Source organism: Streptomyces sp. IBSBF 3136 (genome assembly GCF_036815105.1).
GTDB lineage: Bacteria > Actinomycetota > Actinomycetes > Streptomycetales > Streptomycetaceae > Streptomyces.
This window is the reverse complement of the sequence record NZ_JAJSZC010000032.1, coordinates 1-21591: the sequence shown is the minus strand read 5'-3', so window position 1 is coordinate 21591 and position 21591 is coordinate 1. Positions and strand designations below refer to the sequence as shown.

Annotated in this window: 20 protein-coding genes; 8 read left to right on the top strand and 12 right to left on the bottom strand. The window is 74.3% G+C overall.

The annotated features are described in order from the left end of the window. Window positions 1–149: 149 nt before the first annotated feature. On the bottom strand, window positions 150–1139 hold the full coding sequence (locus tag V7E45_RS10055; RefSeq protein ID WP_333773745.1) for an ArsR/SmtB family transcription factor: 990 nt from the start codon (window positions 1137–1139) through the stop codon (window positions 150–152). A gap of 57 nt (window positions 1140–1196) precedes the next feature. Here V7E45_RS10055 and V7E45_RS10050 point away from each other — a divergent pair, with 57 nt between their 5' ends. After that, a complete protein-coding gene (locus V7E45_RS10050) occupies window positions 1197–2501 on the top strand; it encodes an MFS transporter (RefSeq protein ID WP_333773744.1) in 1305 nt (434 codons plus the stop codon). Between the two features lie 82 nt (window positions 2502–2583). Here V7E45_RS10050 and V7E45_RS10045 read toward each other — a convergent pair whose 3' ends face one another. Beyond that, window positions 2584–4035, bottom strand: coding sequence for a purine-cytosine permease family protein (locus tag V7E45_RS10045; RefSeq protein WP_333773743.1), 1452 nt, complete (start codon window positions 4033–4035; stop codon window positions 2584–2586). Between the two features lie 174 nt (window positions 4036–4209). Here V7E45_RS10045 and V7E45_RS10040 point away from each other — a divergent pair, with 174 nt between their 5' ends. After that, window positions 4210–5130 carry a serine hydrolase gene (locus V7E45_RS10040; protein WP_333773742.1) on the top strand — a complete coding sequence of 307 codons (921 nt, stop codon included), beginning with the start codon at window positions 4210–4212 and terminating at the stop codon, window positions 5128–5130. Between the two features lie 52 nt (window positions 5131–5182). Here the strand turns inward: V7E45_RS10040 and V7E45_RS10035 are convergent, their stop codons facing one another. Beyond that, entirely contained in the window at window positions 5183–5917 is a 735-nt protein-coding gene (locus V7E45_RS10035; RefSeq protein WP_333773741.1) for a DUF4232 domain-containing protein, read from the bottom strand. 249 nt (window positions 5918–6166) lie between these two features. On the opposite strand from V7E45_RS10035, the gene V7E45_RS10030 reads away from it, so the two are divergent. Together V7E45_RS10030 and V7E45_RS10025 are read left to right on the top strand one after the other, a co-directional pair. Beyond that, window positions 6167–7240 carry an NAD(+)/NADH kinase gene (locus tag V7E45_RS10030; RefSeq protein WP_333773740.1) on the top strand — a complete coding sequence of 358 codons (1074 nt, stop codon included), beginning with the start codon at window positions 6167–6169 and terminating at the stop codon, window positions 7238–7240. Window positions 7241–7671: 431 nt separating this feature from the next. Then, window positions 7672–8547 (top strand): CAP domain-containing protein, encoded by an 876-nt coding sequence (locus V7E45_RS10025; protein WP_333773739.1) that lies wholly within the window; start codon window positions 7672–7674, stop codon window positions 8545–8547. Between the two features lie 174 nt (window positions 8548–8721). On the opposite strand, the gene V7E45_RS10020 is transcribed toward V7E45_RS10025, so the two are convergent. Then, complete coding sequence (locus V7E45_RS10020; protein WP_333773738.1) at window positions 8722–10428, bottom strand: LCP family protein; 1707 nt, start codon at window positions 10426–10428, stop codon at window positions 8722–8724. A gap of 323 nt (window positions 10429–10751) precedes the next feature. Here V7E45_RS10020 and V7E45_RS10015 point away from each other — a divergent pair, with 323 nt between their 5' ends. Next, window positions 10752–11165, top strand: a complete 414-nt coding sequence (locus V7E45_RS10015) for an SRPBCC family protein (RefSeq protein ID WP_333773737.1) — start codon at window positions 10752–10754, stop codon at window positions 11163–11165. A 28-nt stretch (window positions 11166–11193) separates the two neighbouring features. Here the strand turns inward: V7E45_RS10015 and V7E45_RS10010 are convergent, their stop codons facing one another. The 6 genes from V7E45_RS10010 to V7E45_RS09985 form a co-directional block, all read right to left on the bottom strand. Continuing rightward, entirely contained in the window at window positions 11194–12048 is an 855-nt protein-coding gene (locus V7E45_RS10010) for an oxygenase MpaB family protein (RefSeq protein ID WP_333773736.1), read from the bottom strand. A gap of 81 nt (window positions 12049–12129) precedes the next feature. Further along, the gene (locus tag V7E45_RS10005; protein ID WP_333773735.1) at window positions 12130–12624 is read right to left on the bottom strand and encodes an MSMEG_6728 family protein; all 495 of its coding nucleotides are present in this window, start codon (window positions 12622–12624) and stop codon (window positions 12130–12132) included. Window positions 12625–12652: 28 nt separating this feature from the next. Then, complete coding sequence (locus tag V7E45_RS10000) at window positions 12653–13534, bottom strand: SDR family oxidoreductase (protein WP_333773734.1); 882 nt, start codon at window positions 13532–13534, stop codon at window positions 12653–12655. A 28-nt stretch (window positions 13535–13562) separates the two neighbouring features. Further along, entirely contained in the window at window positions 13563–14000 is a 438-nt protein-coding gene (locus V7E45_RS09995; protein WP_333773733.1) for a hypothetical protein, read from the bottom strand. A gap of 121 nt (window positions 14001–14121) precedes the next feature. Then, entirely contained in the window at window positions 14122–15741 is a 1620-nt protein-coding gene (locus V7E45_RS09990) for a phytoene desaturase family protein (RefSeq protein WP_333773732.1), read from the bottom strand. Continuing rightward, window positions 15734–16177 (bottom strand): SRPBCC family protein, encoded by a 444-nt coding sequence (locus V7E45_RS09985; protein WP_333773731.1) that lies wholly within the window; start codon window positions 16175–16177, stop codon window positions 15734–15736. Before V7E45_RS09985 ends, V7E45_RS09990 begins: the two co-directional genes overlap by 8 nt. A gap of 154 nt (window positions 16178–16331) precedes the next feature. On the opposite strand from V7E45_RS09985, the gene V7E45_RS09980 reads away from it, so the two are divergent. After that, complete coding sequence (locus V7E45_RS09980; protein WP_317441412.1) at window positions 16332–16556, top strand: hypothetical protein; 225 nt, start codon at window positions 16332–16334, stop codon at window positions 16554–16556. 21 nt (window positions 16557–16577) lie between these two features. Here the strand turns inward: V7E45_RS09980 and V7E45_RS09975 are convergent, their stop codons facing one another. Beyond that, a complete protein-coding gene (locus V7E45_RS09975) occupies window positions 16578–17507 on the bottom strand; it encodes a YegS/Rv2252/BmrU family lipid kinase (protein ID WP_333773730.1) in 930 nt (309 codons plus the stop codon). A 51-nt stretch (window positions 17508–17558) separates the two neighbouring features. Then, window positions 17559–19148, bottom strand: coding sequence for an FAD-binding oxidoreductase (locus V7E45_RS09970; protein WP_333773729.1), 1590 nt, complete (start codon window positions 19146–19148; stop codon window positions 17559–17561). Window positions 19149–19230: 82 nt separating this feature from the next. On the opposite strand from V7E45_RS09970, the gene V7E45_RS09965 reads away from it, so the two are divergent. Together V7E45_RS09965 and V7E45_RS09960 are read left to right on the top strand one after the other, a co-directional pair. Then, complete coding sequence (locus V7E45_RS09965) at window positions 19231–19839, top strand: TetR/AcrR family transcriptional regulator (RefSeq protein WP_333773728.1); 609 nt, start codon at window positions 19231–19233, stop codon at window positions 19837–19839. After that, entirely contained in the window at window positions 19836–21413 is a 1578-nt protein-coding gene (locus V7E45_RS09960) for a glycerol-3-phosphate dehydrogenase/oxidase (protein ID WP_333773727.1), read from the top strand. Before V7E45_RS09965 ends, V7E45_RS09960 begins: the two co-directional genes overlap by 4 nt. Window positions 21414–21591: the final 178 nt, after the last annotated feature.

The window sequence follows — 21591 nt, the reverse complement described above, 5'->3', positions numbered from 1 at the left end:
ACTTCTTCGGAGACTCGTTCGAGATCGTTCGACGAGAGGGTCGTCGCACCGGCCCGCGACCGCAAGGAGACAGATCACAGCGGCCGTGGCCGTGAACCGCCGTCAGGTCCGCGCCCCCTTCTGGTATCCCGGTCGCCGGGCCGCGCCGGTCAGGTCTGACGGCAGAGCGCGTCGCCCAGGGCGGTGCGCGCGTAGCGGACGGTGCGGCCGCTGCGGGTGCGGCTGAGGAGGCCCGCGTCGTAGAGGACGGCCAGGTGCTGGCTGACCGCGCCCGCGGTGACGTCGAGGCGGTGGGCGAGTTCGGTCGTGGAGGCCGGTTCAGCGAGGAGACCGAGCAGCCGGGCCCGAGGGCGGCCGAGGAGACGTACCAGTGCCTGGTCGGTGACCGGCGGCGGCGCCTCGGAGAGGGTGCCCCGGCCGCGGGCCGGATAGATGAGCATCGGGGGGCGGGTGGCGTCGAGCACCGTCTGGGCGCCGCGGGCGAAGAGCGTCGGCATCAACACCATGCCGCGGCCGGCGATGCGGATGTCGGCCGACGGCCAGGGGGCCGTGTCGCCCGAGCGTCTCAGCAGCAGTTGGTCGCCCGTCCACACCAGGCGCGGGTCGAGTCCGGAGAACAGCGCCGCCGCCCCCTGTTCGGCCAGCACCCGCGCCTGGTGGGCGAGGTCTGCCTCCAGGATGCTCTGCACGCGCGGCCACCAGCCGTCGCTCAGGCAGGTGTGCCAGTAGGCGTCCAGCGCGTCGGTGAGCCGGGCGAGGAAGGCCGCCGGGTCGGCCAGGCCGCGTGCCACGACCGGCGGGAGCGCGTCGCCGGTGCGGTAGGTGGCGCGGAAGTCGGAGACGACGACGGCCGGCGGGGTGCGGCGGACCTCGTCGAGCTCCTCGGCGAAGACGGGCCGGGCCCGGGACGGACGCGGCGTCAGGAAGTCGGGGACCCACAGCCAGGGGGCGATCAGGGCGGGGAGCAGTTCGCGGTCGAGGGAGTCGAGGCGCGGGCGGATACGGCGCAGCCACGGCCGGTGGTGGGGGTAGCGGGCCGGGTCGTGCAGACAGCGCAGCGAGAACACCGTCTCCTGCAGCGGGGAGTAGGCGAACGAGGTGGTGGCGAGGTCACCGATGACGAACCGGAACTCGATCATTGAGCGCCACGCTAAATCATTGTCGGGTGCGTGTGGCGAGCGGGTTGGCTGTTCGACATGACCACGACACCAGTTTCGCAGGGTCCTGACCAGGACGGCAGTACCGGGGCGCCCCGTGCCACCCGCGCCGGCGGGTTGCTGCCGGCCGACCCGGTACTGCGCCTCGCCACCGTTCTGACGGCCGTCAACTCCCTGGGCAACGGCCTGTACTTCCCGCTCGGCGTCCTGTACTTCACACGCGTCGTCGGCCTCGACGCGACCGCGGTCGGGCTCGGGCTCACGGCCGCGGGTCTGGTGGGTGTGGCCGCGGGGGTGCCCGCCGGACGGGCCGCGGACCGGTGGGGCGCCCGGCGGGTGGGCGCCCTGCTCTGGGGCGGTACGGGGGTCGCCACGGCCGCCTACACCCTGGTGCACTCCTACGCCGGATTCCTGGTCGCGGTGATCTGCGCGACGGCGCTGCAGATGGCGAGCCGCGGTGTGCAGGGCGCGCTGTACGCCGACGTGCTGCCCGCGGCGACGCGCGTGGAGGCCCGGGCGTATCTGCGGATGGTGACCAATGTGGGCATGGGGGTGGGCGGCGTGCTGGGCGCGGTGGCGCTGCAACTTGACACGCGTGGGGCGTACTTGACGGTGATCGCGCTCAACGCGCTGTCCTTCGCCGGTCCCGCGCTGCTGCTGCCGAGGATGCCGCTGGCGGCGCACGCGCGGGAGCGTGCGGCCCTGGACGCCGGCGCCCCGGCCGCCGACCGCTGGCGGGCGGTGCGCGATCTGCCCTTCCTGGCGGTGACCGTGCTGAACGCGGTGCTGGTCGTGCAGTACACGCTGGCCGAGGTGGGGCTGCCGCTGTGGATCGTGGAGCGGACCGAGGCCCCGCGCTGGACGGCGGCCATGCTGATGATCGTCAACTGCGTCCTGGTGGCCCTGCTCCAGGTGCGGGTAGCCCGGCGCGCCTCCCGGGTCCCCAGCGCGGTACGGGCGATGGGCTGGGCGGGGCTGCTGCTGGCGGCCGCCTGCACGGTGTACGCGCTCTCGGCGGGCCTCTCCCCCGTGTGGGCGGTGCTGTCGCTGACCGCCGGCGCCGTGGTCCAGGTCTTCGCCGAGGTGCTGTCGGCTGCGGGCGGCTGGACGCTCGGCTACGAACTGGCCGACGCCCGTGCGCACGGCGTGTACCAGGGCGTGTTCGGTGCGGGGATGTCGGCCGGGATGATGGCGGGACCGGCGCTGGTCACGGTCACCGCGATCGCCCACGGCACGCTCGGCTGGGCGGTGCTCGGCGTGGTGTTCGCCGCGGCCGGCCTCGCGGTGGCGCCCGCCGTCCGCTGGGCGCAGCAGGACGGCGCCTGGCGCGGCGAACCGGCCTGATCCCTCCGGCTCCTCGGTCCCGTCGATCACGACCGTGGCCCCGCGCGGGACGATCCGCCCCGCGCGGGGCCGGACCGGGTGCTCAGGGCTCGCGGTGCTCGTGCGCTGCGCGCTCCAGCGCCTCGGCCTCTGCCTCGGCCAGGCGGGTCTCCGCCGCGACGTCGATCGAGCGGGTCAGCAGCCAGTACAGCAGCGCGGCGACCGGCAGCCCGACGAACAGGGAGATGTCGGCGCCGCCGAGCGCCTTGGCGGCGGGACCCACGTACAGGGTGCCGACGGAGAAGAACGGGATCATGCAGGCGAAGCCCACCAGGTAGGCGATGATGCCGTGCCAGCCCCACCGGCCGTAGATGCCGTTCGGGTTGAAGATCTCGGCGATCGCGTAGTGCCCGCGGCGCACCACGTAGTAGTCCATGAGGTTGACCGCGGTCCACGGGATGAACAGGTAGAGGACCAGCAGCAGGAAGTTCTCGAAGTTGCTCAGGAAGTTGGAGGTCGCGGCCAGCGCGCCGATCAGGGAGAGCGCCGCGGTCAGGCCGAGGGTCACCAGGCGCACCGCCAGCGTCGGCCGCACCCGCTTGAAGGAGTCGATGGCGCTGATGAGGGTCAGGGAACCGCCGTACATGTTCAGCGCCGTGACGGACACCAGCCCCAGGGCCGAGAAGAGCAGCACGATCGCGCCGAAGCCGTCGAACACCTTGTCGCCGGCGGCGTTGATGGACGTGATCGTCTCGAAGTTCTTGCCGGCCCACGCGGCGAGCAGCGAGCCGAGGACCATCAGCCAGATGCCGCCGAGCGCGGAGCCGAAGTAGGTCCAGTAGAAGGTCTTGCGGACGGTCACGTCCGGCGGGAGGTAGCGCGAGTAGTCCGAGACGTAGATGGCCCAGCTGATCTGGTAGCCGGCCACCACCCCGAACTGGGCCAGGAACGGGGTCCACTTGAAGGCGCCGAGGTCGAAGGAGCCGGGCGGGTAGTGCAGGGTGACCAGGACGCCGACGGTGAAGACGCCGAAGATGACCAGGAACACGTAGGTCAGGACGCGCTCGGCCTTGTGGATGATGTCGTAGCCGACGAGCGCGATGACCAGCGCGATCACGGTGACCACGATCACCCAGAGGTTGACCCGGCCGTGCAGGGTGGTGTGCAGGGCGTCGGCGGCGAGGCTGCTGTTGAAGACGTTGAACCCCGCGTACTGCACATAGGCGAACAGCCACACCAGGAGCGCGCCGACGTAGCCGAACTGCGGCCGGGACTGGATCATCTGCGGCAGGCCGAGCTGGGGGCCCTGGGCCGAGTGGAAGGCCATGAAGAAGGTCCCGATGACGGTGCCGGTCACGATGGCCAGCAGCGACCAGATGAGGTTGCCGCCCTCGGTGATGCTGACCAGCCCGACCGCGAGGGTGGCGATCTGCGCGTTCGACATGAACCACAACGGGCCCAGGTGCCAGAGCTTGCCGTGCCGTTCGTTCAGGGGCACGTAGTCGATCGACCGGACCTCCAGGCCGGAGACCCTCGGCTCGGCTGAAGTGCTCATGACGCCTCCTGGGTCCGGTGTGCCTCCCCTGGTCACATTGTCCGGTCCTGTTGCTCTGCTCACAATTCCCCCCGGAACCGCCTCTTCGTGGCAGCGGTCACTTCGCGCGGCGGGCGATTTGTTTACGTTCGCAGTCCTGTGTCCCCACACCCCGAACTGCCGAGGCCCCTGACGATGGCGTACCGAACCCGCCCCCTGCCGCACCCGCGCACCCCGCGAAGGCACCGCCTTCGGGCCCGGGGCGCGGCGGTCCCCGGCCTGATCGCGGCCACCGCGTCGGCACTGCTCGCGGCGGGCACGCTCGGCCTCGCCCAGCCGGCCGCAGCGGCGGCACCGGCCGGCTCCACCGCGAGCGGGTCCACGGCGGCCGCCTTCCCCGCTTCCGTGGGGGCCAAGGGCAAGGCGCGGGTCACGGCCGCGGTCTTCGACCTGGACGGGCCGGGTCGCGGCCCGGCCGTCTTCGGCAGCGACGTGCCCTACGACACGGCGAGCATCATCAAGGTCGACATCCTCGCCTCGGTCCTGCTCAAGGCGCAGGACTCCCGGCACGCTCTGACCGCCCAGGAGCGCGCCCAGGCGGAGGCCATGATCGAGCACAGCGACAACGCCGCGGCCAACGCCCTGTGGCGGCGCATCGGGCTCGCCCCGGGCCTGAAGGCGGCCAACAAGCGGCTGGGGCTGACCTCCACCCAGGGCGGCCCCGGCGCCAAGTGGGGTCTGACCAGGACCACGGCGAGCGACCAGATCCGGCTGCTGCGCGCGGTGTTCGACACCGGCCCGGCCCCGAAGAAGGGCTCGGCGCCGGCGCTCAGCGACACGTCCCGCGCCTACATCCGTACGCTGATGAGCCGGGTCGCCACCGAGCAGTCCTGGGGCGTCTCGGCGGCCGCCGACCCCGGGGCGGCGCTGAAGAACGGCTGGCTGCAGCGGGACACCACCGGGCTGTGGGACGTCAACAGCGTCGGCCGGATCACCACGGGCGGCCACCACTGTCTCGTCGCGGTCCTGTCCGACGGCAGCACCTCGATGAAGGACGGTGTCGCGCTGGTGGAACGCGCGGCCCGGGCCGCCGTCTCCGCGACGACGACCCGCTGACGGTGCCGACGGCGCGGGCCGCACGGCCCGCGCGGCCCGCCGGCGGCCGGGGTCAGGAGGGCTTCACCGCCGTGACCGCCGTCGCGGTGACCTTGTTGTCGCACTCCGCGAAGAGACCGTCCGACAGGGCGACCTGGTGGGCGCCCGCCCCGGGCAGGCCGACCACCAGCGTCGGGTAGGCGACGGGCTTCGCGCCGGACACGCAGTAGCCGTCGCCCTCGCCCTGCACCTGGACGAAGGTCAGCTTCACCCACGCCTTGCCGCCCGGCGCCACCCGCACGCTCGCCGCGGTCCCGGTGGGCGTCACCGACAGCGGGCGGTTGTGCTGCGGGGAGCCGTTCCCGGCACCGGCCACGGTCGGGTGGCCCTTGAGGGTGCACGCCTTGCCCGAGGTGTTGGAGAACTCGATCACCGCCGCTCCGACGCCGGTGCCGGACGGACGGTCGGCGGCCTGGTACGCCGACGCCGCCAGGGCCGTGGCCGCGCACGCGGGCGCCGTGCCGCCCGGGGCGCCGGACCCTGCGGACGTGGGCGCGGAGGTCGCGGGGACGGAGGTGGCGGGGGCGCCCGTGTGCGTGGAGCCGCCGCCCGTGGCGGGCCGCGAGGTCTCGGCGGCCGGGGTCGCCGCGGAGCTCGCGGTGGCCGAGGCGGTCGCCGTCGCCGGGGTCCTGGCCGGCTTGCCGGCCGCCGCGTCGCCGTCGCCCGGCTGACAGGCGGTGAGCGAGAGCGCGGCCGCGATCACGGCCGCGGCGGACGCGGTGACGCGAATGGTGGTGCGGTGCTGCATGGGGTCCCCCGATGGTCGGTACTGCGTGGTCGACCGGCTGCGAGCCGGTGTGCACAGGATCAGACAGAGCCACCTGACCAGGGGTTCCGCTGCGCCGTCCCTGTGACGTGGCCGTGACAGGACGCGGGCCGGATCGGCACGGAAACCCGCCGCGAGGGGCTGGTGCGGGCCGTGGCGGCGTGGCGTGCCGGGCCCGGGCCCGGTTCGTGGCGAGGATGACCGTCTGGGCGATCCGACCGGGAGGCGGGTATGACGGTGAACCGTGTCGGCCTGGTCGTGCACGGCGGACGGGCACAGGCCGTGGCCGCCGCGAGCGCCGTGCGCGAGTGGTGCGCCGAGCACGAGGTGGGCTGCGCCGACATCGACGTGTGGCAGGAGGGCGAGCGGCACAGCTCCCGTGAGGAGATGGACGCCGCCGGCGACCCCGACCTCGTCGTCACCCTGGGCGGCGACGGCACCTTCCTGCGCGGTGCCCGACTGGCGGCCCAGAGCGACGCCCTCGTCCTCGGGGTCGACCTCGGACGGGTCGGCTTCCTCACCGAGGTGCCCGCCTCGGCGGTGCGCGCCGCTCTGGACGCCGTACGGGAGGAACGGATCGACGTCGAGCACCGGATGCTCCTGACCATGCGGGCGTCGTGCCGGCTCGAGGTGCCCGAGCACATGGAGTCCATGGTGCGGTACGGCCGCGGACCGCTCCTGCCGGCGCCCCGGGTGCGCGTGGACTGCGAGACCGGGAACGACTGGGGCGTCGCCCTGAACGTGACGGCGCTGAACGACGTCGTCGTGGAGAAGCTGACCCGGGACCGGCAGGTGTCGGTCGCCGTCTATCTGGCCGGACGGCTGCTGGCGTCGTACTCCGCCGACGCGCTGCTGGTGGCCACGCCGACGGGTTCCACCGCGTACAGCTTCGCGGCCGGCGGCCCGGTCGTCTCGCCACGCGCCGAGGGCCTGGTCTTCACCCCGGTCGCCCCGCACATGGTGTTCAACCGGTCGGTGGTGGCCGCCCCGGACGAGCCCATCGCGTTCCGCGTGCTCGAGCGTTCGGGGCAGGCGCTGGTCAGCATCGACGGCCAGGTGCGCGGCGTGCTCGATCCCGGGGACTGGATCGGTGTGTACGCCGCTCCGCGCCGGCTCCGGGCGGTCCGGCTGGGCCCCATGGACTTCTACGGCCGGCTGCGCGAGCGCATGAACCTCACCGACGCCCCGGCCGCGCTCGCCGACGGGGAGGCCGCTCCCCTGTGGCCGGTGACCTCTCCCCCGCCGGGCGATCTCGCGCACCTCGCGCTGCCGGCCGCTCCCGGCGACACCCCGCGCCGGTCCTGAAGGCGCCGACGCGAAGCGGAAGCTTTGGTTCCGTGACATCCGTCACGGGCCTTCCCCGATCTCGGGAAGCCGCATAGTAGACACCGCTCTGGCGACATATGGGATTTGTCCGGCTTGCCACCCGGGGTCTCCGCGACCGGCTCAGGGGTCCGCCGCAGCCCTGGCGTTCTGTCCCGTTCCGCCCCGCACAGTGGGTTTCTGACGCAGTGACAGCGGGGGCGGCGGGCCGTGAGCGGTCGGTCAGCACGTCGCCCTTCCCTTGGCAAGGGCCGCGTGCGTCTACGAAGCGAGGTAGTACGAAGGGTCGTTGCACATGCTGTGCGGCCCTTCTAACAATGACGACCCACAGGAAGTCTCCGCAGGTCAGGAGCGGAGTCCCCGCTGGGCCCCCCGCGACGGCCGGTGCCCGGCGACTACCGGTGAGGTCACGCATGGCGAAGCATCGCAAGAAGCAGCACTACCGGCGGATGGTCATAGCCGCTGTCGTCGTGGGCGCCGTGGGCGTCCCCACGGCGGCCATGGCGTGCGGCGAGTGGCCGGGCGGCGAGACCCCGCCCGTCGGCGCCGACGCCGGGACACCGGCGAACCCCGTGGCAGGTGACTACATCGGGAACTTCACGACCCCCGGCCAGATGTTCCAGGCCCCCGCCCCGGCGCAGACCGGGACGCCGACCCCGACCCCGACCCAGGCCCCGGCCCAGGCCCAGGCCCAGCCGGGCGGTGCTCACCACCTGGCGCACCACCGCAAGCACCACTGGACGCACCACCGGAAGCACGTGCGGCCCGGCGGGCCCTCCTCGGCGCCGTCGAAGACGCCGACCGCGGCGCCGACCGCCCAGCGGACCAGTGCGCCGGCGCCGGCGCCGAAGGCCACGACGTCCCCGAGCACCCCGAAGGCGTCCGCACCCGCTTCCGCGGCTCCCGCCGCGTCCGGGGTCGCCGCCCGCATCGTGGCGCTCGTCAACGCCGAACGCGCCAAGGTCGGTTGCTCGGCTCTGACGCTCAACCCGACCCTGACCAAGGTGGCGCAGGCGCACAGCCAGGACATGGCCGCCCACCAGAACATGTCGCACACGGGGTCCGACGGGTCCTCGCCCGGCGACCGGATCACCGGGGCCGGCTACGACTGGAGCACCTACGGCGAGAACGTCGCCTACGGGTACGGCACGCCCGAGGCGGTCATGGCGGGCTGGATGTCCAGCCCCGGCCACCGGGCCAACATCCTCAACTGCGCGTTCAAGGAGATCGGCGTCGGCCTGGCCCAGCCGAACAGCTACTGGACCCAGGACTTCGGGACCGCCCGCTGACCCTGGGCGTACCGCAGGCCCCGGCCCCCGTACTCGTACGTACGGGGGCCGGGGCTCGTTGTCGTGCGCGGGAGACGCGTGCTCGGGCCGACGCGGGCGTGCTCGGGCCGACGCGGGCGACCGGCGGGGCCCTGGGGGAGCCCCGCCGGTCGGCGCGGGTGGTCGCGGGTCGGCTCAGCCGTCGGAGTCGGGCTTGCCGCGTGCCGCCGCGTACGCCTGCTCCGGTGTCATGGGGACTCCGCGGTAGCTGACCGTCTTGTAGGGGCTGACCTTGGCGCAGGTCCTGGCCTGGTCGGCGGTCTGGGCGTGGGCGTTGGAGACCGCGGCGGCCGTGTCGGCGGGCGCGGGTGAGGAGGTGCCGCCGGGGTAGTCGGTGCCGCTCGGCCAGTCGCTGCCGATGACCAGGGTGAGGCCGCGGCCGGCGCCCTGCTTCAGCCGCTTGCCGGGCAGGCCGAGCGCCTTGGCGACGGTCGCCGCCTCGGCCTTCCGACCGGTGCCGTAGGTGAGCGTGGTGGTGGCGGCGGGGCTCGGGGCGTTGGCCGTGGTCGTGGCGGGGCTGAAGCCCCGGTCGGTGAGCGCGGTGGCGACGGCGAGGGCACGGCCGCTGATGGGGGTGCCGTTCTCGACCGTCACGGCGATGCGCGACGCCGGCACCGCCGAGGCGGCGGGTGTGGCCTCGGCGGTCGCGGCGGCCGCCGCGGACTTCTTTCCGGAGCCGGTCGTCAGCGACTGGTCGTGGGCGATGGTGGAGAACAGGGTGCGGGCTCCCGCGCCGACCACCACTCGGTCGCTGTTGCCCGGGTCCGGGGCGGTCTGCATCGTGGTGAAGGTCATCCGCTTCGTGGGCACCTTGTTCAGGTCGGTCGCGAGCGCGATCAGCTTCTTCACGCTGCCCAGGCCGTCGTCCACGGTCAGCGCCTTGGTCGCGGCGTCCGCGAGGCCGTAGACGGCGGCCGGGTCGGTGAGCGTGCCCGCGCTCTTGAACTTGCGGATCATCGCGCTGAGGAAGATGTGCTGCGAGACGGTGCGGCCGAGGTCGCTGCCGTCGCCGAAGCCGTGCCGGGAGCGGACGAACTCCAGGGCCGACACGCCCTTGAGGGTGTGGGTGCCCTTGGACAGTTTCAGGTGCGAGTAGGTGTCGTAGACGTTGCGGTCGACGCAGACGGAGACGCCGCCCACGGCGTCGGACATCTTGACCACGCCGGAGAAGTCGAGCTTGACGAAGTGGTCGATGGGGATGCCGGTGAGGCGGTGGACGGTGGCCACCTGACAGGCGGGTCCGTACTGCAGCGCGCTGTTGATCTGGCCGTAGTAGCCGCCGGTGGACCGGCCGTTCGCGCTGTCCTTGCAGGCCGGTACCCGGGTCATGGTGTCGCGGGGGATGCTCATCACGGTGGCGTTGGAGCGGTCGGCGGATATGTGCACGACCATCTGTACGTCCGCGTTGCTGCCGGACTGCACGCCGGTGGTGGAGCAGCCCCCGCCGAGCTTGCAGTCAGCCTTGCTGGTGCGCCCGTCCGATCCCATGACCAGGAGGTTGATCGGTGTCCGGCCGAAGGCGTCGGCCTTCTCGGCGCCGCCCTTGCCGTCGAGCGAGACGCTCTGGATGTTGCCGTTCAGATGCTGGTAGAACCACCAGCCGACGCCCGCGGTGACCATGACGACCAGGGACAGGGAGATCGCGAGGATCTTCAGCACCCGCCTGCCGCGTCCGGCCACGCGGGCCCGGCGCCTCGGGCCTCGCGCGCGGGCGGCGGCCCGGGCCGCGACCCGGCCGCCCGGGGGCCGCTCTCCGTCGGCGCCGGCCGTGCGCTGTGCGGGCACCCGGGCCTCACGGCTGCGCGTGGCCTGGCCGGCCGGACCGTCCCACGGGTCGCTCATCTCCCACTCCCATGAACGGTCGGGCGCGGCAGACCCGGCCATCGGGGTGTACGGCCGGGCGTGCACAGCGGAACAGGGAGCCGCGCGAAGGCGGGCTCCGCCTGGGTTGCGTAGTTGCGCAATCTAACAAATCCGTGCGCCGAACAGCACGGATCCTGTGGCAATTCACAGGTGAGCGATCTCATGCCCGCCGGCCCGGGAGGGGCGGGCGGGCTTCGACGTCATGGGTGCGCCGGCGGAACAGGTCGGCTTCCGGCTTTTCGGCCGGGACGAGAGGGGCACGCGGTGCGGGTACGCATTCCGACCGGAGGGGCGGTGCCGCGATGGCTGAGTACGAACGTTCCCGCACGATGCCCGGACAGCCCGAACACGTCTTCCACCAGGCGTCCAACGTCAGCCAGCTGGACGCCTGGCTGCCGGACGCGCTGCACGTCCACGTCGACGACCCGCCGGCCGTCACCGTCCACGAGGACGACGCGGACCGGGACACCGCCGCCCTGATGCGCGCCGAGAACGAGCAGATGCGCATCGAGTGGGGCACCCGGGAGCGGGGCGGCTACGCGGGCTGGCTCCAGGTCGCGGGGATCGGCAGCGGCGCCAGCGAGGTGACCGTGCACCTGTCCTTCTTCGACGAGAGCCACGATCCGGGCGAGCGGAAGGTGTGCGACGCCCTCGACAACAGCCTGCGGCGCCTGGAGGAACAGGTGCGGATGCGCGTCGACAACGCGGCGGGCTGAGCCGCCACGGGGTTTCGGGGCCCGGGCCTCACTCCGTGGGCGCCGGTGGTCTCATCACCCAGCGGATGGTGCCCACGAGCAGGTGACCCGCCGGGCGCACGGTGAGGTCCTCGACGAGCGGGACGCGGGGCAGCCGCAGCAGGTTCCGGGCCCAGGACGGCAGGAGCGTCACCGCGTTCGCGGCCAGCGCGCCGTACAGCGGACGCACCGGGAGCGGCAGGGGCGGTTCGAGGAGCAGGAAGCGGGCCACCGACCGGGCCTCGGGAGTGGCTTCGAGTTCGCCGCGGTAGGCCGCAAGCCGCTCGGAGAGGGTTTGCCGGTCGCGCGCCGGATCGGGCACTCCGAGGGCCTCGGCGACCCGCGCGGTGTCGGCGACGTACGCGTCGTAGCCGGCCGGGTCCAGCGGGTGGGCACCGTAGCGCTCGTGGGCGGCCAGGAAGCAGGCCGTCTCGGCCGTGTGCACCCAGCCGAGCAGATGGGGGTCGGCCGCGTGGTAGGGCCGTCCGTCCGGTGCGACGCCGCGGACCTCCTCGTGGATGCCGCGTACGTGGTCCACGGCCGCCTGCGCGTCGGCCGCCGTGCCGTAGGTCGTCATCGCCAGGAAGGTGCTGGTGCGCTGCAGCCGTCCCCAGGGGTCCCCGCGGTATCCGGAGTGCGCGGCCACCGCCGCCATCGCGAGCGGGTGCAGGGACTGGAGCAGCAGGGCGCCGACGCCCCCGACGAACATGGCGGCGTCGCCGTGCACGACCCGGATGGGACGGTCGGGCCCGAACCACCGGGCGCCGGGGGTGCCGTGGATGCGCGCGCGGACGGCCGGGCCGTCGGGGCCCGCGACCCGGCGGAAGATCAGCGCGCCCAGCTGGGCGCGGATGTCAGGCAGCACGCGTCCTCTCCTGTCCCTCGCGCCCTCTCCGGTCCTTCCGTCCTGTGCTGTCCCCCCACTCCTTCGTGTCCGCCGGCCGGCTCACCGGCGGGCGGACACGACGTCCCGTTCCCGGTCGGACCGCGGCCACACATAGGGCAGGTCGTCGGGGGTGCCCGGGAAGGCGTCGGCGTAGGTGTCGTGGTCCTTGCGGACGAGTGCGGACCGGTGGCTCAGGTGGAAGGCCTCGTCGCCGAGCCAGGGCGGGAGTTCCCCGGCGGCCGCCAGGGCCGGCTGGTCACGTACGTGCGGGCCCGGGCCCGGGTGAGCGCCGGCGAAGTCGGCGACGAGCGTGGCGGCGCAGCTGTCCTGGTGCCCCTGCTCCCGCCAGACCCGGCAGATCTCCAGGCCGTAGCGGACGAGCGCCTCCTCGTACCCGGCCCACATGCGCACGGCGGGGTGCCGGCGCCATCCGTATCCGGGCACGGTCAGACCGCGCAGCACCTGGAGCGCCTCGACGCGCTGCTTGCCCAGGCGCCGGCGGTCCAGGAGCAGGGCGGAGCGGCGGAAGTCGGGATCCGGCAGGAACGTCTGCATGACGGCCGTCCTGAAGTCGTGGGTGGGGTCAGGGCAGGTGCCCGGTCGCCGAGCGGTCGGCCGCGCCCCCGGCACCCAGCAGGCCGGTGGCCACGAAGGGCTCCTCGGCCTGGAGCCGGGGCAGCTCGTGGCGGGCCACCCGCAGCACCACCGGGGGCAGGGCCGCGCGGACCGGCTGGACCAGCCGCAGCCAGGCGGGGGCGTACACGGCGGTGCGCCGGCGTTCCACGCCGCGCACGATCCGGGCGGCGACCGTGTCGACGGGGTGCACCCGGCGGGCGGGCGGCGGCATGTGCCCGCGCAGTTCCCGCAGCACGTTGTACCGGTCGGCGTCGCGGATCATGTCGGTGTCGGTCCAGTTGAGGTAGGCGATGCCGACGCCGACGCGCCGGTGGGCGACCTCGGCCCGCAGCGAGTGCGTGAAGGCTTCGACGCCCGCCTTGGAGGCGCAGTAGGCGCTCATCAGGGGGGCGGCGCCGAGGGAGGCCAGCGAGGCGATCTGGAGGTAGTAGCCCGCGGTGGCGATCAGGTCGGGCAGGAAGACCCGGGCCGTCTGGGCGCTGCCGGTGAGGTTCACGTCGATCACCCGGCGCCACTCCACCGGGTCCGAGGAGGCGAACGGGCCGCCCTGGGCGATACCGGCGTTCGCGACGACGACGGACGGGCGCCCGAGGCGTCGGCGCACCTCGCCCGCGGCGGTGCGCAGCGCGTCGACGTCGGTGACGTCGACCCCGATCGCCAGGGCCGGTGCCGGCAGGCGGGCGGCGAGCTCCTCCAGGCGGGCCACTTCGTGGCCCAGCAGCGCCAGCCGTGCGCCGCGCCGGGCGATCTCCCGGGCGAGCGCGGCCCCCACCCCGCGTGCCGCGCCGGTCACCACGACCGTACGGTCGTGCAGAGGACTGCTCGGCATCGGGTCACCCTCCTCCTCGCGGCGGCGGTCAGGGACGAGCGGTGTGGTCGGGGTGCCCGGCCGTGCGGCGGGCCTCCTTCATCTCGGCCTCGTACAGGTGGTCGCGGCCCTGGGCCAGTTCGCTCACCGCCGCCCGCTCCAGCTCCTGGAACGGCCGGTAGTACGTGTGGTCGTAGGCCTCGACGATCTGGAACGTCCAGTGGCCGGGGATGATGTTGCGGCCCAGGATCTCGGTCTGGACCTTGTCGGCCCATTCCGTGTGGCCGGCCTCCCGCAGGAGGCGTACCGCGCGGTCCAGTTCGAGGTCGGCGCCGCCGGTCAGCTGGTGGAAGTCGTACAGGCGGCCGCGCGCCCGTTCGGTCGTCTCCAGTGCCTTGGACAGTGATCCGAGGGCCTCGACCGTCTTGTCGTCGACGCCGTCGGGACGCCGGTGGCGTTCGTCGGGGCCGTCCTGGTGCTCGCTCATGCCGCTCCCTGGCTTTCCGTGCTGCGGTCGTGTTCCGGTCGTGCGGTCCGCCGGTGGTTGCCGTCTGTCGGTGTTCTCCCTTCACCGGGTGATCGGATACGCTCGGCCGCCGGGCGGGCGGTCAGCGCCTGCGGCCGGTCCGGTCGCGACGGGCGAGGACGCGCTGGGCGCGGTTCAGGACCGGGACGCGGTGCCCGCGCAGCGCGGCCCGTGCGGCGTTGGCACCGGGCGCGCCGTGCACGCCACCGCCGGGGTGGGCGCCGGCGGAGGCCAGGAAGAGACCGGGCACGGGGGTCTCGGGCCGTCCGGTCCCGGGCACCGGGCGGAAGACGAGCTGCTGGTGCATCGCGGCCGTGCCGCCGTTGATGGCGCCGTCGACGAGGTTGCCGTCGAGTGACTGCATGGTGGGCGGGGCGAGGACGCGCCGGGCCCGGATCCGGGAGCGGAAGCCGGGCGCGAAGTGCTCGACCTGGCGCTCGACACGGTCGGCCATGCGTTCCCGGTCGGTGGCGTCCCAGGCTCCGGTGATGCCCTCGTCGCCCGCGTCCGCGCGGATGTCGTGCGGGACGTGCGTGTAGGCCCAGGCGGACTCGGTGCCCTCGGGGGAGCGTGTCGGGTCGGACAGGGTCATCTGGCCGAACAGGGCGAAGGGGCGGTCGGGCACCTGGCGCATGGCGATCTGCGCGGCGAAGCGGGTGAGTTCGTCCATGCCGTCGGCCAGGTGGACGGTGCCGGCCCGGCCGGCCTGCTCGGCGCGCCACGGCACCGGGCCGTCGAGCGCCCAGTCGACCTTGAAGGTGGCGAAGTCCCACTGGAAGCGCCCCAGGTCGGACAGCATCTGGGCGGGCACGTGCCGGGCGTCGAGCAGGTCGCGGTAGAGCATGGGCACCGCCACGTCGGCCAGCACGGCGCGTCGTGCGGCCACCGCGTCCCCGTCCGCCGTGCGCACGCCCACGGCCCGGCCGCCGCGTACGACGACCTCGACGACGCGCTGTCCGCAGGTCACCTCTCCCCCGCGGGTGCGCAGGCGCCTGACCAGTGCCTCGGTCAGTGCCCCTGAGCCGCCGACCGGCACCGGGAAGCCGTAGGTCTGCCCCAGCATGGACATCAGCCAGCCGAACCCGCCGCTGCCGGCCGACTCGGGGGCCAGGTCGGCGTGCAGCGCGTTGCCCGCCAGCAGCAGCGGGGCGCCCTCGCCGCTGAACTCCTCCTCGCCCAGGCGGCGCACCGGGAGGATCAGGGAGCGCGCCATGCGCAGACCGCCGGCGGCGCGCAGGCCGAGCGCGAGCCGCGCCGTGGCCCTGACCGGCGGGAAGGGGGTGAACAACGCGTCCAGGAGGTCGGGGCGCAGCTTCTGCCAGATGTCCACCAGGCGGTGCCAGGCCGCGCCGTCGCCCGGTGCGAAGGCCTCGACGGACTCGGCGGTGGCCGCGACGCGCCGGTCCAGTACGGCGCACCGGCCGTCGCCGAGCGGATGGGCGAGGACGTGGGGCGCGTGGCTCCAGCGCAGTCCGTGGTCCTCCAGGTGGAGGCCGGAGAGGATCGGGGAGGCGGCCGCGAGCGGGTAGAAGGAGCTGAACAGGTCGTTGACGTAGCCGGGGTGCACGCCCTGGTCGTGCCGTACCGCACCGCCCGGCTCCGGCTGCTCCTCGACCACCCGGACGCTCCATCCCGCGTCCGCCAGGAGGTTGGCGGCCACCAGGCCGTTGGGTCCGGCCCCGATCACCACGGCGTCAGGCACGGTGGTCCTCGCCCTCGCAGGCTTTGGCGAGCCGGGCGAGCATGGCGCGGTGCCGGAGCTGTATCAGCACTTCGAAGCCGAGGTTGTGCAGGGCTCCGCCGGCTCCCTGGAGCGGGTGCTCGTCGACGATGACCAGACAGTGCTCGCCCCAGGGGCGCAGTTCGATGGCGATACGGGCGGTGCCGAGCGGGCCCGCGTGCGCCTCCAGCTCCAGCACGGAGCCTTCCACGCAGTGCCGTACGACCGTCTCGTTGCCGACTTTGAGGGGCCCCAGCTTGACCTGGTAGGCGATGGACGCCGCCTCCTGGGGCCACTGACCCTTGCGCGGTTCGGACGAATCGGTTCCGACCACCCACTCGGAGTAGCGCCTGCCGTCGGCGAGGACCTCCCACACGGTCGCCGGACTGGTTTTGATCAGACGATGCCGCACCGCCACGCGTGCCTCCTGGGGGCTTTGTCCGCTTCACAGCCACCGCCGAGTGCCCCCGGGGGCCACGGTCCAACCGCCTGCCGATCATCGGAGGACCGTTCAGCGGGAGTCGCCGGGGCTCTCGGGTGCGCCGCGGACCGATCCGGCCGACCCTGGAGACATGACCGGCAAGCGCCCCGTGATCGTTCAGCTGCCGTCCCCGACCGGTGGCCGGCGGGTGCGCGTGGACGGCGAGATCCTCGGCCTGGCCCACAGCGTGCGGGACCTGGTCGAGTTCCTGCGGCGCGCCGGGCTGGAGATCGAGCCGGAGGAGGTGGCTTCGTCACCGCTCATCGACTGGCGCGGCATGGGACCCGACCGGTGGGAGGCGGAGACGCGGACCTGACCGGCTCGGCACCAGGAGGTCTCAGAGGCCGTCGGCGCCGGCCGGTCGGTCGGCGCCGGGCGCGGCCGGCGGGCACAGCACCGGCAGGTCGGCGGGCCGGACCCGGACCGTGACCGGCAGCGTGGCCTCCACCTCGCCGTCGGCTCCGTAGGGGACGGGTCGGCACGCCTCGATGCGCAGTTCCTTCCCGCGCAGGACCCGCACCTCGGGGCGGTGGACGTGGGCGCCCGTCTTCAGCTCGTTCATCAGGGTGAAGAAGAGCCGGCGCGGTGCCTCGCGGATCATGACGACGTCGAGGAGCCCGTCGTCGACCCTGGCGCCGGGCGCGATGAGCCGCCCGGAGCCGTAGTACGGGGAGTTGGCGGCGACGACGGTGTAGCCGCGGTGGGTGTGCTCCTCGCCGTCGACGGTGACGCGGTAGTCCGCCGGCCGCCAGGTGGTGACGGCGCGCAGGCCGCCCGCGTAGTAGGAGGCGGCGCCGCGCAGCAGCCGGGCGTGGTTGGCGTGCCGGTTGGCCAGCGCGTCCACGCCGGCGTAGACGCTGCCCAGGACGACGGTGCGGGGGTGGACGGCCGACTCGACCTCGATGGTGTCGACGTGCCGCGGTTCGGCGTGCAGCAGGATGCCGGCGAGCGCGGCCGGGTCGTGAGGCAGGTCCAGGGCCCGGGCGAAGTCGTTGCCGCGTCCGGCGGGCACCAGGCCGAGGACGGTGCCGGTGCCGCTGAGCGCCCCGCCGACGCCCCCGGCCATGCCGTCGCCGCCGACCGCCAGGACCACCCGGCCGCGTTCGCCCGCCTGCCGGGCGATGTCCTGGGCGTGCGCGAGGCTGTCGCTGTACTCCGTCTCGAGACCGGCGCCGGCCTCGCGGAGCAGGCGGCCCACGTGGAGCAGCGTGGCCGCCCCGGTCGAGTCGCCCGCGGTCGGGTTGACGACGGCGGTGAACTGTCGCATGGGTGTGCCTCCGGGCGGTGACGGTAGGGGCGGAACGGCGGGGCGGGTGGGTCAGTCGGTGGGCAGCAGGACGCCGGGGTTGAGGAGTCCGTCGGGGTCCAGGCGGCGCTTGACGGCCCGCAGAGCCTCGATGCCCAGCGGTCCGGCCTCCCTGACATACCAGTCGCGGTGGTCGGTGCCCACCCCGTGGTGGTGGGAGATGGTGCCGCCCGCGGCGAGCACGGCGTCGTTGGCGGCGTGCTTGGCCGGTGCCCAGTGGGCGACGGGGTCCTCGCCCTGGGCGCTGACGACGGTGAAGTAGAGCGAGGCGCCGTTCTCGTACACGTGGGAGATGTGGCACATCACCAGCGGCGGGGTGCCGGCCCCGGTGAGGGTGTCGGTCAGGGCGGTGCGGACCGCGTCGTACAGGTCGGGGATCCGGGACCAGAAGGCGGCGGTCTCCAGCGTCTCGGCGAACGCCCCGACGTCGAGCAGGGCGTCGCGCAGGTAGGGCGCGGAGTAGCGGCCGTGGGCCCAGCGTTCGCCCGCTTCGGCGCCGACCAGGGTGCCGCCGCACTCGGTCAGGACGGCCGCGGCCCGCTCGCGGCGCAGCGCGGTGTCCTCGGCGGTGCCCTCGTAACCGGTGATCGCCATGCAGCCGGTGCCGCTCTCCGGCCCGGCGCCGATGGCGTCCGGCTGGGCGAGGCCGATGAGCGTCTCGGTCTCGTCGGACAGCCGCAGCACGGTCGGGCGGGGCCCGTCCTGGGCGAGCCTGCGCAGGGCTTCGGTGCCTTCCGCGAAGGTGGCGAACCGCCAGCCCTCGTAGACGCGGGTCTCGGGCAGCGGACGGACGCGTACGAGGACGGAGGTGATGACGCCGAAGGCACCCTCGGAGCCGAGGATGAGCTGGCGCAGGTCGGGTCCGGCGGCGGAGCGGGGGGCGCGGCCGGTCTCGATGGTGCCCTCGGGTGTGGCGAGGGTGAGGCCGAGCACCATGTCGTCGAAGCGGCCGTATCCGGCGGATGCCTGGCCGCTGGAGCGGGCCGCGGCGAAGCCGCCGATGGTGGCCCATTCGAAGGACTGGGGGAAGTGGCCGAGGGTGAAGCCGTGTTCGGCGAGCAGGGCCTCGGCCTCGGGGGCGCGCAGGCCGGGCTGGAGCACGGCGGTGCGGGAGACCGGGTCGATGGCCTCAAGGCGGTTCATGCGGCGCAGGTCGAGGGCGGCGAAGGCGCGCCGCTCGGGGGCGAGTCCGCCGACGACGGAGGTGCCGCCGCCGAACGGGACGGCGGCCAGGCCGTGCTGGGCACAGGCCCGCAGGACGGCGAGGACCTCGTCGTGGGTGGCGGGCAGGACCACGGCCTGCGGGACGTCGTCGACGTCGCCGGCGCGGAGCCGCAGCAGGTCGGGGGTGGACTTGCCGCGGGTGTGCCGGATGCGGCTCTCGGTGTCCGTGCGGACGTGCTCCGCGCCGCCGGCGGCGCGGGCGAGCGCTTCGAGCGCCGCGGGGCCGACCGTGGGCGCGGGCAGGTCGATGTCCTCCAGGGCGAGGGCCGGCGTGGTGCGCGGTTTGACGCCGAGCAGGTCGCGCAGCAGTCCGGTGACCGAGTCGGGCAGCGGCGCCGCCTTGGCCGGGTCGCCCCAGCCGTTCCACAGCATGTCCATCGAAGGGTCGTCCTCACAGGTCGGTGTGCTCGTGCGGGCGGCGGCGTCTCCGCCCGGCCCCCGGGGCGTTACACTGTGACACATGACGCCTATTCGTCACAACGGTGGAGACGGTTCCGGCAACGATCACGTGCTCGACGCGGTGCGCGACTGCGTGCTCGCCGTCGGAGTCCGCCGCACCACCCTCGCCGACGTGGCCCGCCGCGCCGGCGTCTCCCGGATGACCCTGTACCGGCGCTGGCCCGACCTGCGCACCCTGGTGGGCGACCTGATGACCCGCGAGTGGATCGAGGTGGCCGACCGGGCGATCCCCGAGCCCTCGCCCGGCACGGACACGCGCGCCCGGATCGTGGAGGGCCTGGTGGCGGGGGTGGCGGCGTTCCGCGCGCACCCTCTCTTCCGCAAGATCGTCGACGTCGACCCCGAACTCCTGCTCCCCTACGTGCTGGACCGGCGCGGGGCGAGCCAGGAGGCACTGCTGGCGCTGCTGGCCGACGCGCTGCGTGAGGGGCACGCGGACGGCTCGGTGCGCACCGCCCACACCGAACGGCAGGCGCGCGCGCTGCTGCTGATCGTGCAGTCCTTCACCCTGTCCCTGCGCACCATGACCGACGAGGACGATCCCGAGCTGGACTCCCCGGCGTTCCTCGGCGAGCTGCGCACCCTTCTGGAGAGGACCCTGACGCCATGAGCCACACCGAGGCAGTGACCGCGTCCCTCAGCGCGGACCGCCGTACCCGGGAACTGGCCGAGGCCGCGGACGGCAGGGTCGCCGACGTGCTGGTCGTCGGGCTCGGCGCCACGGGGGCCGGAGCCGCCCTCGACGCGGCCGCCCGCGGACTGGACGTGGTCGCGGTCGACGCCCACGACCTGGCCTTCGGCACCTCGCGCTGGAGCTCCAAGCTGATCCACGGCGGGCTGCGCTACCTGGCCTCCGCACAGTTCGACGTCGCCCACGAGAGCGCCGTCGAGCGCGGGGTGCTGATGACCCGTACGGCACCGCACCTGGTGGCCGCGCAGCCGTTCGTGCTGCCGCTGACGCCGCTGGTGTCCCGGGCGCAGGCATCGCTGGCCTGGGCCGGGTTCCGGGCCGGCGACGTGCTGCGCCTGGCCGCCCGGACGCCCCGGCAGGTGCTGCCCGCCCCGCGCCGGCTGTCGGCGACGGAGGCCGGGCACCTGGCCCCCGCGGTGCGGGCGGGCGGGCTGCGCGGCGGGCTGCTGTCCTGGGACGGCCGGGTCACCGACGACGCCCGGCTGGTGACCGCCCTGGCCAGGACCGCCGCCGCGCACGGCGCGCGGGTGCTGACCCGGACCAGGGTGCTGGAGCTGACCGGATCCGGCGCCCGGGTCCGCGACGAGCTCACCGGCGAGGAGGGCGAGATCCGGGCCCGCGCGGTGATCAACGCGACCGGAGTGTGGGCGGGCGACCTCGTCGACGGCATACGGATCCGGCCCTCGCGCGGCACCCATCTGGTGCTGCGCTCGGAGCGGCTCGGCACCCTGCCGGCCGGGCTGCACATCCCGATCCCCGGCGAGACCAACCGCTTCGTGCTGGTCCTGCCGCAGGGGGACGGCCGGGTCTACGTCGGGCTCACCGACGAACCGGTCGACGGAGCCGTCCCCGACGTGCCGGAGGTTCCCGAGACGGACATCGGCTTCCTGCTGGACGTGCTGGGGTCCGTGCTGCACACGCCGGTGCGCCGGGACGAGGTCGTCGGCGCGTTCGCGGGGCTGCGGCCCCTGCTGGACTCCGGCGGCCACGACGGCCCGGGCGACGCGCAGGCCCGTACCTCCGACATCTCCCGCCGGCACGCCGTGCTGACCTCGTCCGAGGGTGTCACCACGATCGTCGGCGGCAAGCTCACCACCTACCGGCGGATGGCCCAGGACGCCGTCGACGCGGCCGCGGAGGCCCGAGGCCTGCCCGCGCGCCCCTCCCCCACGGCCGGCCTGCCGCTCGTCGGCGCCGCCGCACCCGGCCGGCTGCGCGCCCTGCCCGCGCCGCGCCGCCTGGTCCGCCGCTACGGCACCGAGGCCACCGCCGTCCAGGCCCTCGCCGAGCGCGAGCCGCACCTGGCCGGACGGGTCCTGCCGGGCCACCCGGTCACCCGGGCCGAACTGGCCTGGGCCGCCCGCCACGAGGGCGCCCTCGACGCGGCGGACCTCCTGGACCGCCGCACCCGGATCGGCCTGGTCCCGGCCGACCGCACGGAGGCGCTGGCCGCGGCCGACGAGATCCTGGCAGAGGCAGGCGCGAGGAGCTGAGCGGCGGGGCCGGGGGCGGCCGGGAGAACGGCCCTGGGTCCGGCTCCGGTTGGGCGTGCCTGTCGGGCCGCGGGCTGGCGGGCCCGGGGCGAGCCGACTCCTGACCGGCGCCCGGCGTGATCAGAGCTGGTTCCGGGCGGGGGACCCTGGCCGGTCCCGGGCGGGCGCGGTTCGGGGG

What these genes read in the sequence shown, in the direction of transcription:
- V7E45_RS10055 (WP_333773745.1), bottom strand. Translation starts at nt 1,139, where the DNA reads ATGATCGAGTTCCGGTTCGTCATCGGTGACCTCGCCACCACCTCGTTC.
- V7E45_RS10050 (WP_333773744.1), top strand. Translation starts at nt 1,197, where the DNA reads ATGACCACGACACCAGTTTCGCAGGGTCCTGACCAGGACGGCAGTACC.
- V7E45_RS10045 (WP_333773743.1), bottom strand. Translation starts at nt 4,035, where the DNA reads ATGAGCACTTCAGCCGAGCCGAGGGTCTCCGGCCTGGAGGTCCGGTCG.
- V7E45_RS10040 (WP_333773742.1), top strand. Translation starts at nt 4,210, where the DNA reads ATGGCGTACCGAACCCGCCCCCTGCCGCACCCGCGCACCCCGCGAAGG.
- V7E45_RS10035 (WP_333773741.1), bottom strand. Translation starts at nt 5,917, where the DNA reads ATGCAGCACCGCACCACCATTCGCGTCACCGCGTCCGCCGCGGCCGTG.
- V7E45_RS10030 (WP_333773740.1), top strand. Translation starts at nt 6,167, where the DNA reads ATGACGGTGAACCGTGTCGGCCTGGTCGTGCACGGCGGACGGGCACAG.
- V7E45_RS10025 (WP_333773739.1), top strand. Translation starts at nt 7,672, where the DNA reads ATGGCGAAGCATCGCAAGAAGCAGCACTACCGGCGGATGGTCATAGCC.
- V7E45_RS10020 (WP_333773738.1), bottom strand. Translation starts at nt 10,428, where the DNA reads ATGAGCGACCCGTGGGACGGTCCGGCCGGCCAGGCCACGCGCAGCCGT.
- V7E45_RS10015 (WP_333773737.1), top strand. Translation starts at nt 10,752, where the DNA reads ATGGCTGAGTACGAACGTTCCCGCACGATGCCCGGACAGCCCGAACAC.
- V7E45_RS10005 (WP_333773735.1), bottom strand. Translation starts at nt 12,624, where the DNA reads ATGCAGACGTTCCTGCCGGATCCCGACTTCCGCCGCTCCGCCCTGCTC.
- V7E45_RS10000 (WP_333773734.1), bottom strand. Translation starts at nt 13,534, where the DNA reads ATGCCGAGCAGTCCTCTGCACGACCGTACGGTCGTGGTGACCGGCGCG.
- V7E45_RS09995 (WP_333773733.1), bottom strand. Translation starts at nt 14,000, where the DNA reads ATGAGCGAGCACCAGGACGGCCCCGACGAACGCCACCGGCGTCCCGAC.
- V7E45_RS09980 (WP_317441412.1), top strand. Translation starts at nt 16,332, where the DNA reads ATGACCGGCAAGCGCCCCGTGATCGTTCAGCTGCCGTCCCCGACCGGT.
- V7E45_RS09975 (WP_333773730.1), bottom strand. Translation starts at nt 17,507, where the DNA reads ATGCGACAGTTCACCGCCGTCGTCAACCCGACCGCGGGCGACTCGACC.
- V7E45_RS09970 (WP_333773729.1), bottom strand. Translation starts at nt 19,148, where the DNA reads ATGGACATGCTGTGGAACGGCTGGGGCGACCCGGCCAAGGCGGCGCCG.
- V7E45_RS09965 (WP_333773728.1), top strand. Translation starts at nt 19,231, where the DNA reads ATGACGCCTATTCGTCACAACGGTGGAGACGGTTCCGGCAACGATCAC.
- V7E45_RS09960 (WP_333773727.1), top strand. Translation starts at nt 19,836, where the DNA reads ATGAGCCACACCGAGGCAGTGACCGCGTCCCTCAGCGCGGACCGCCGT.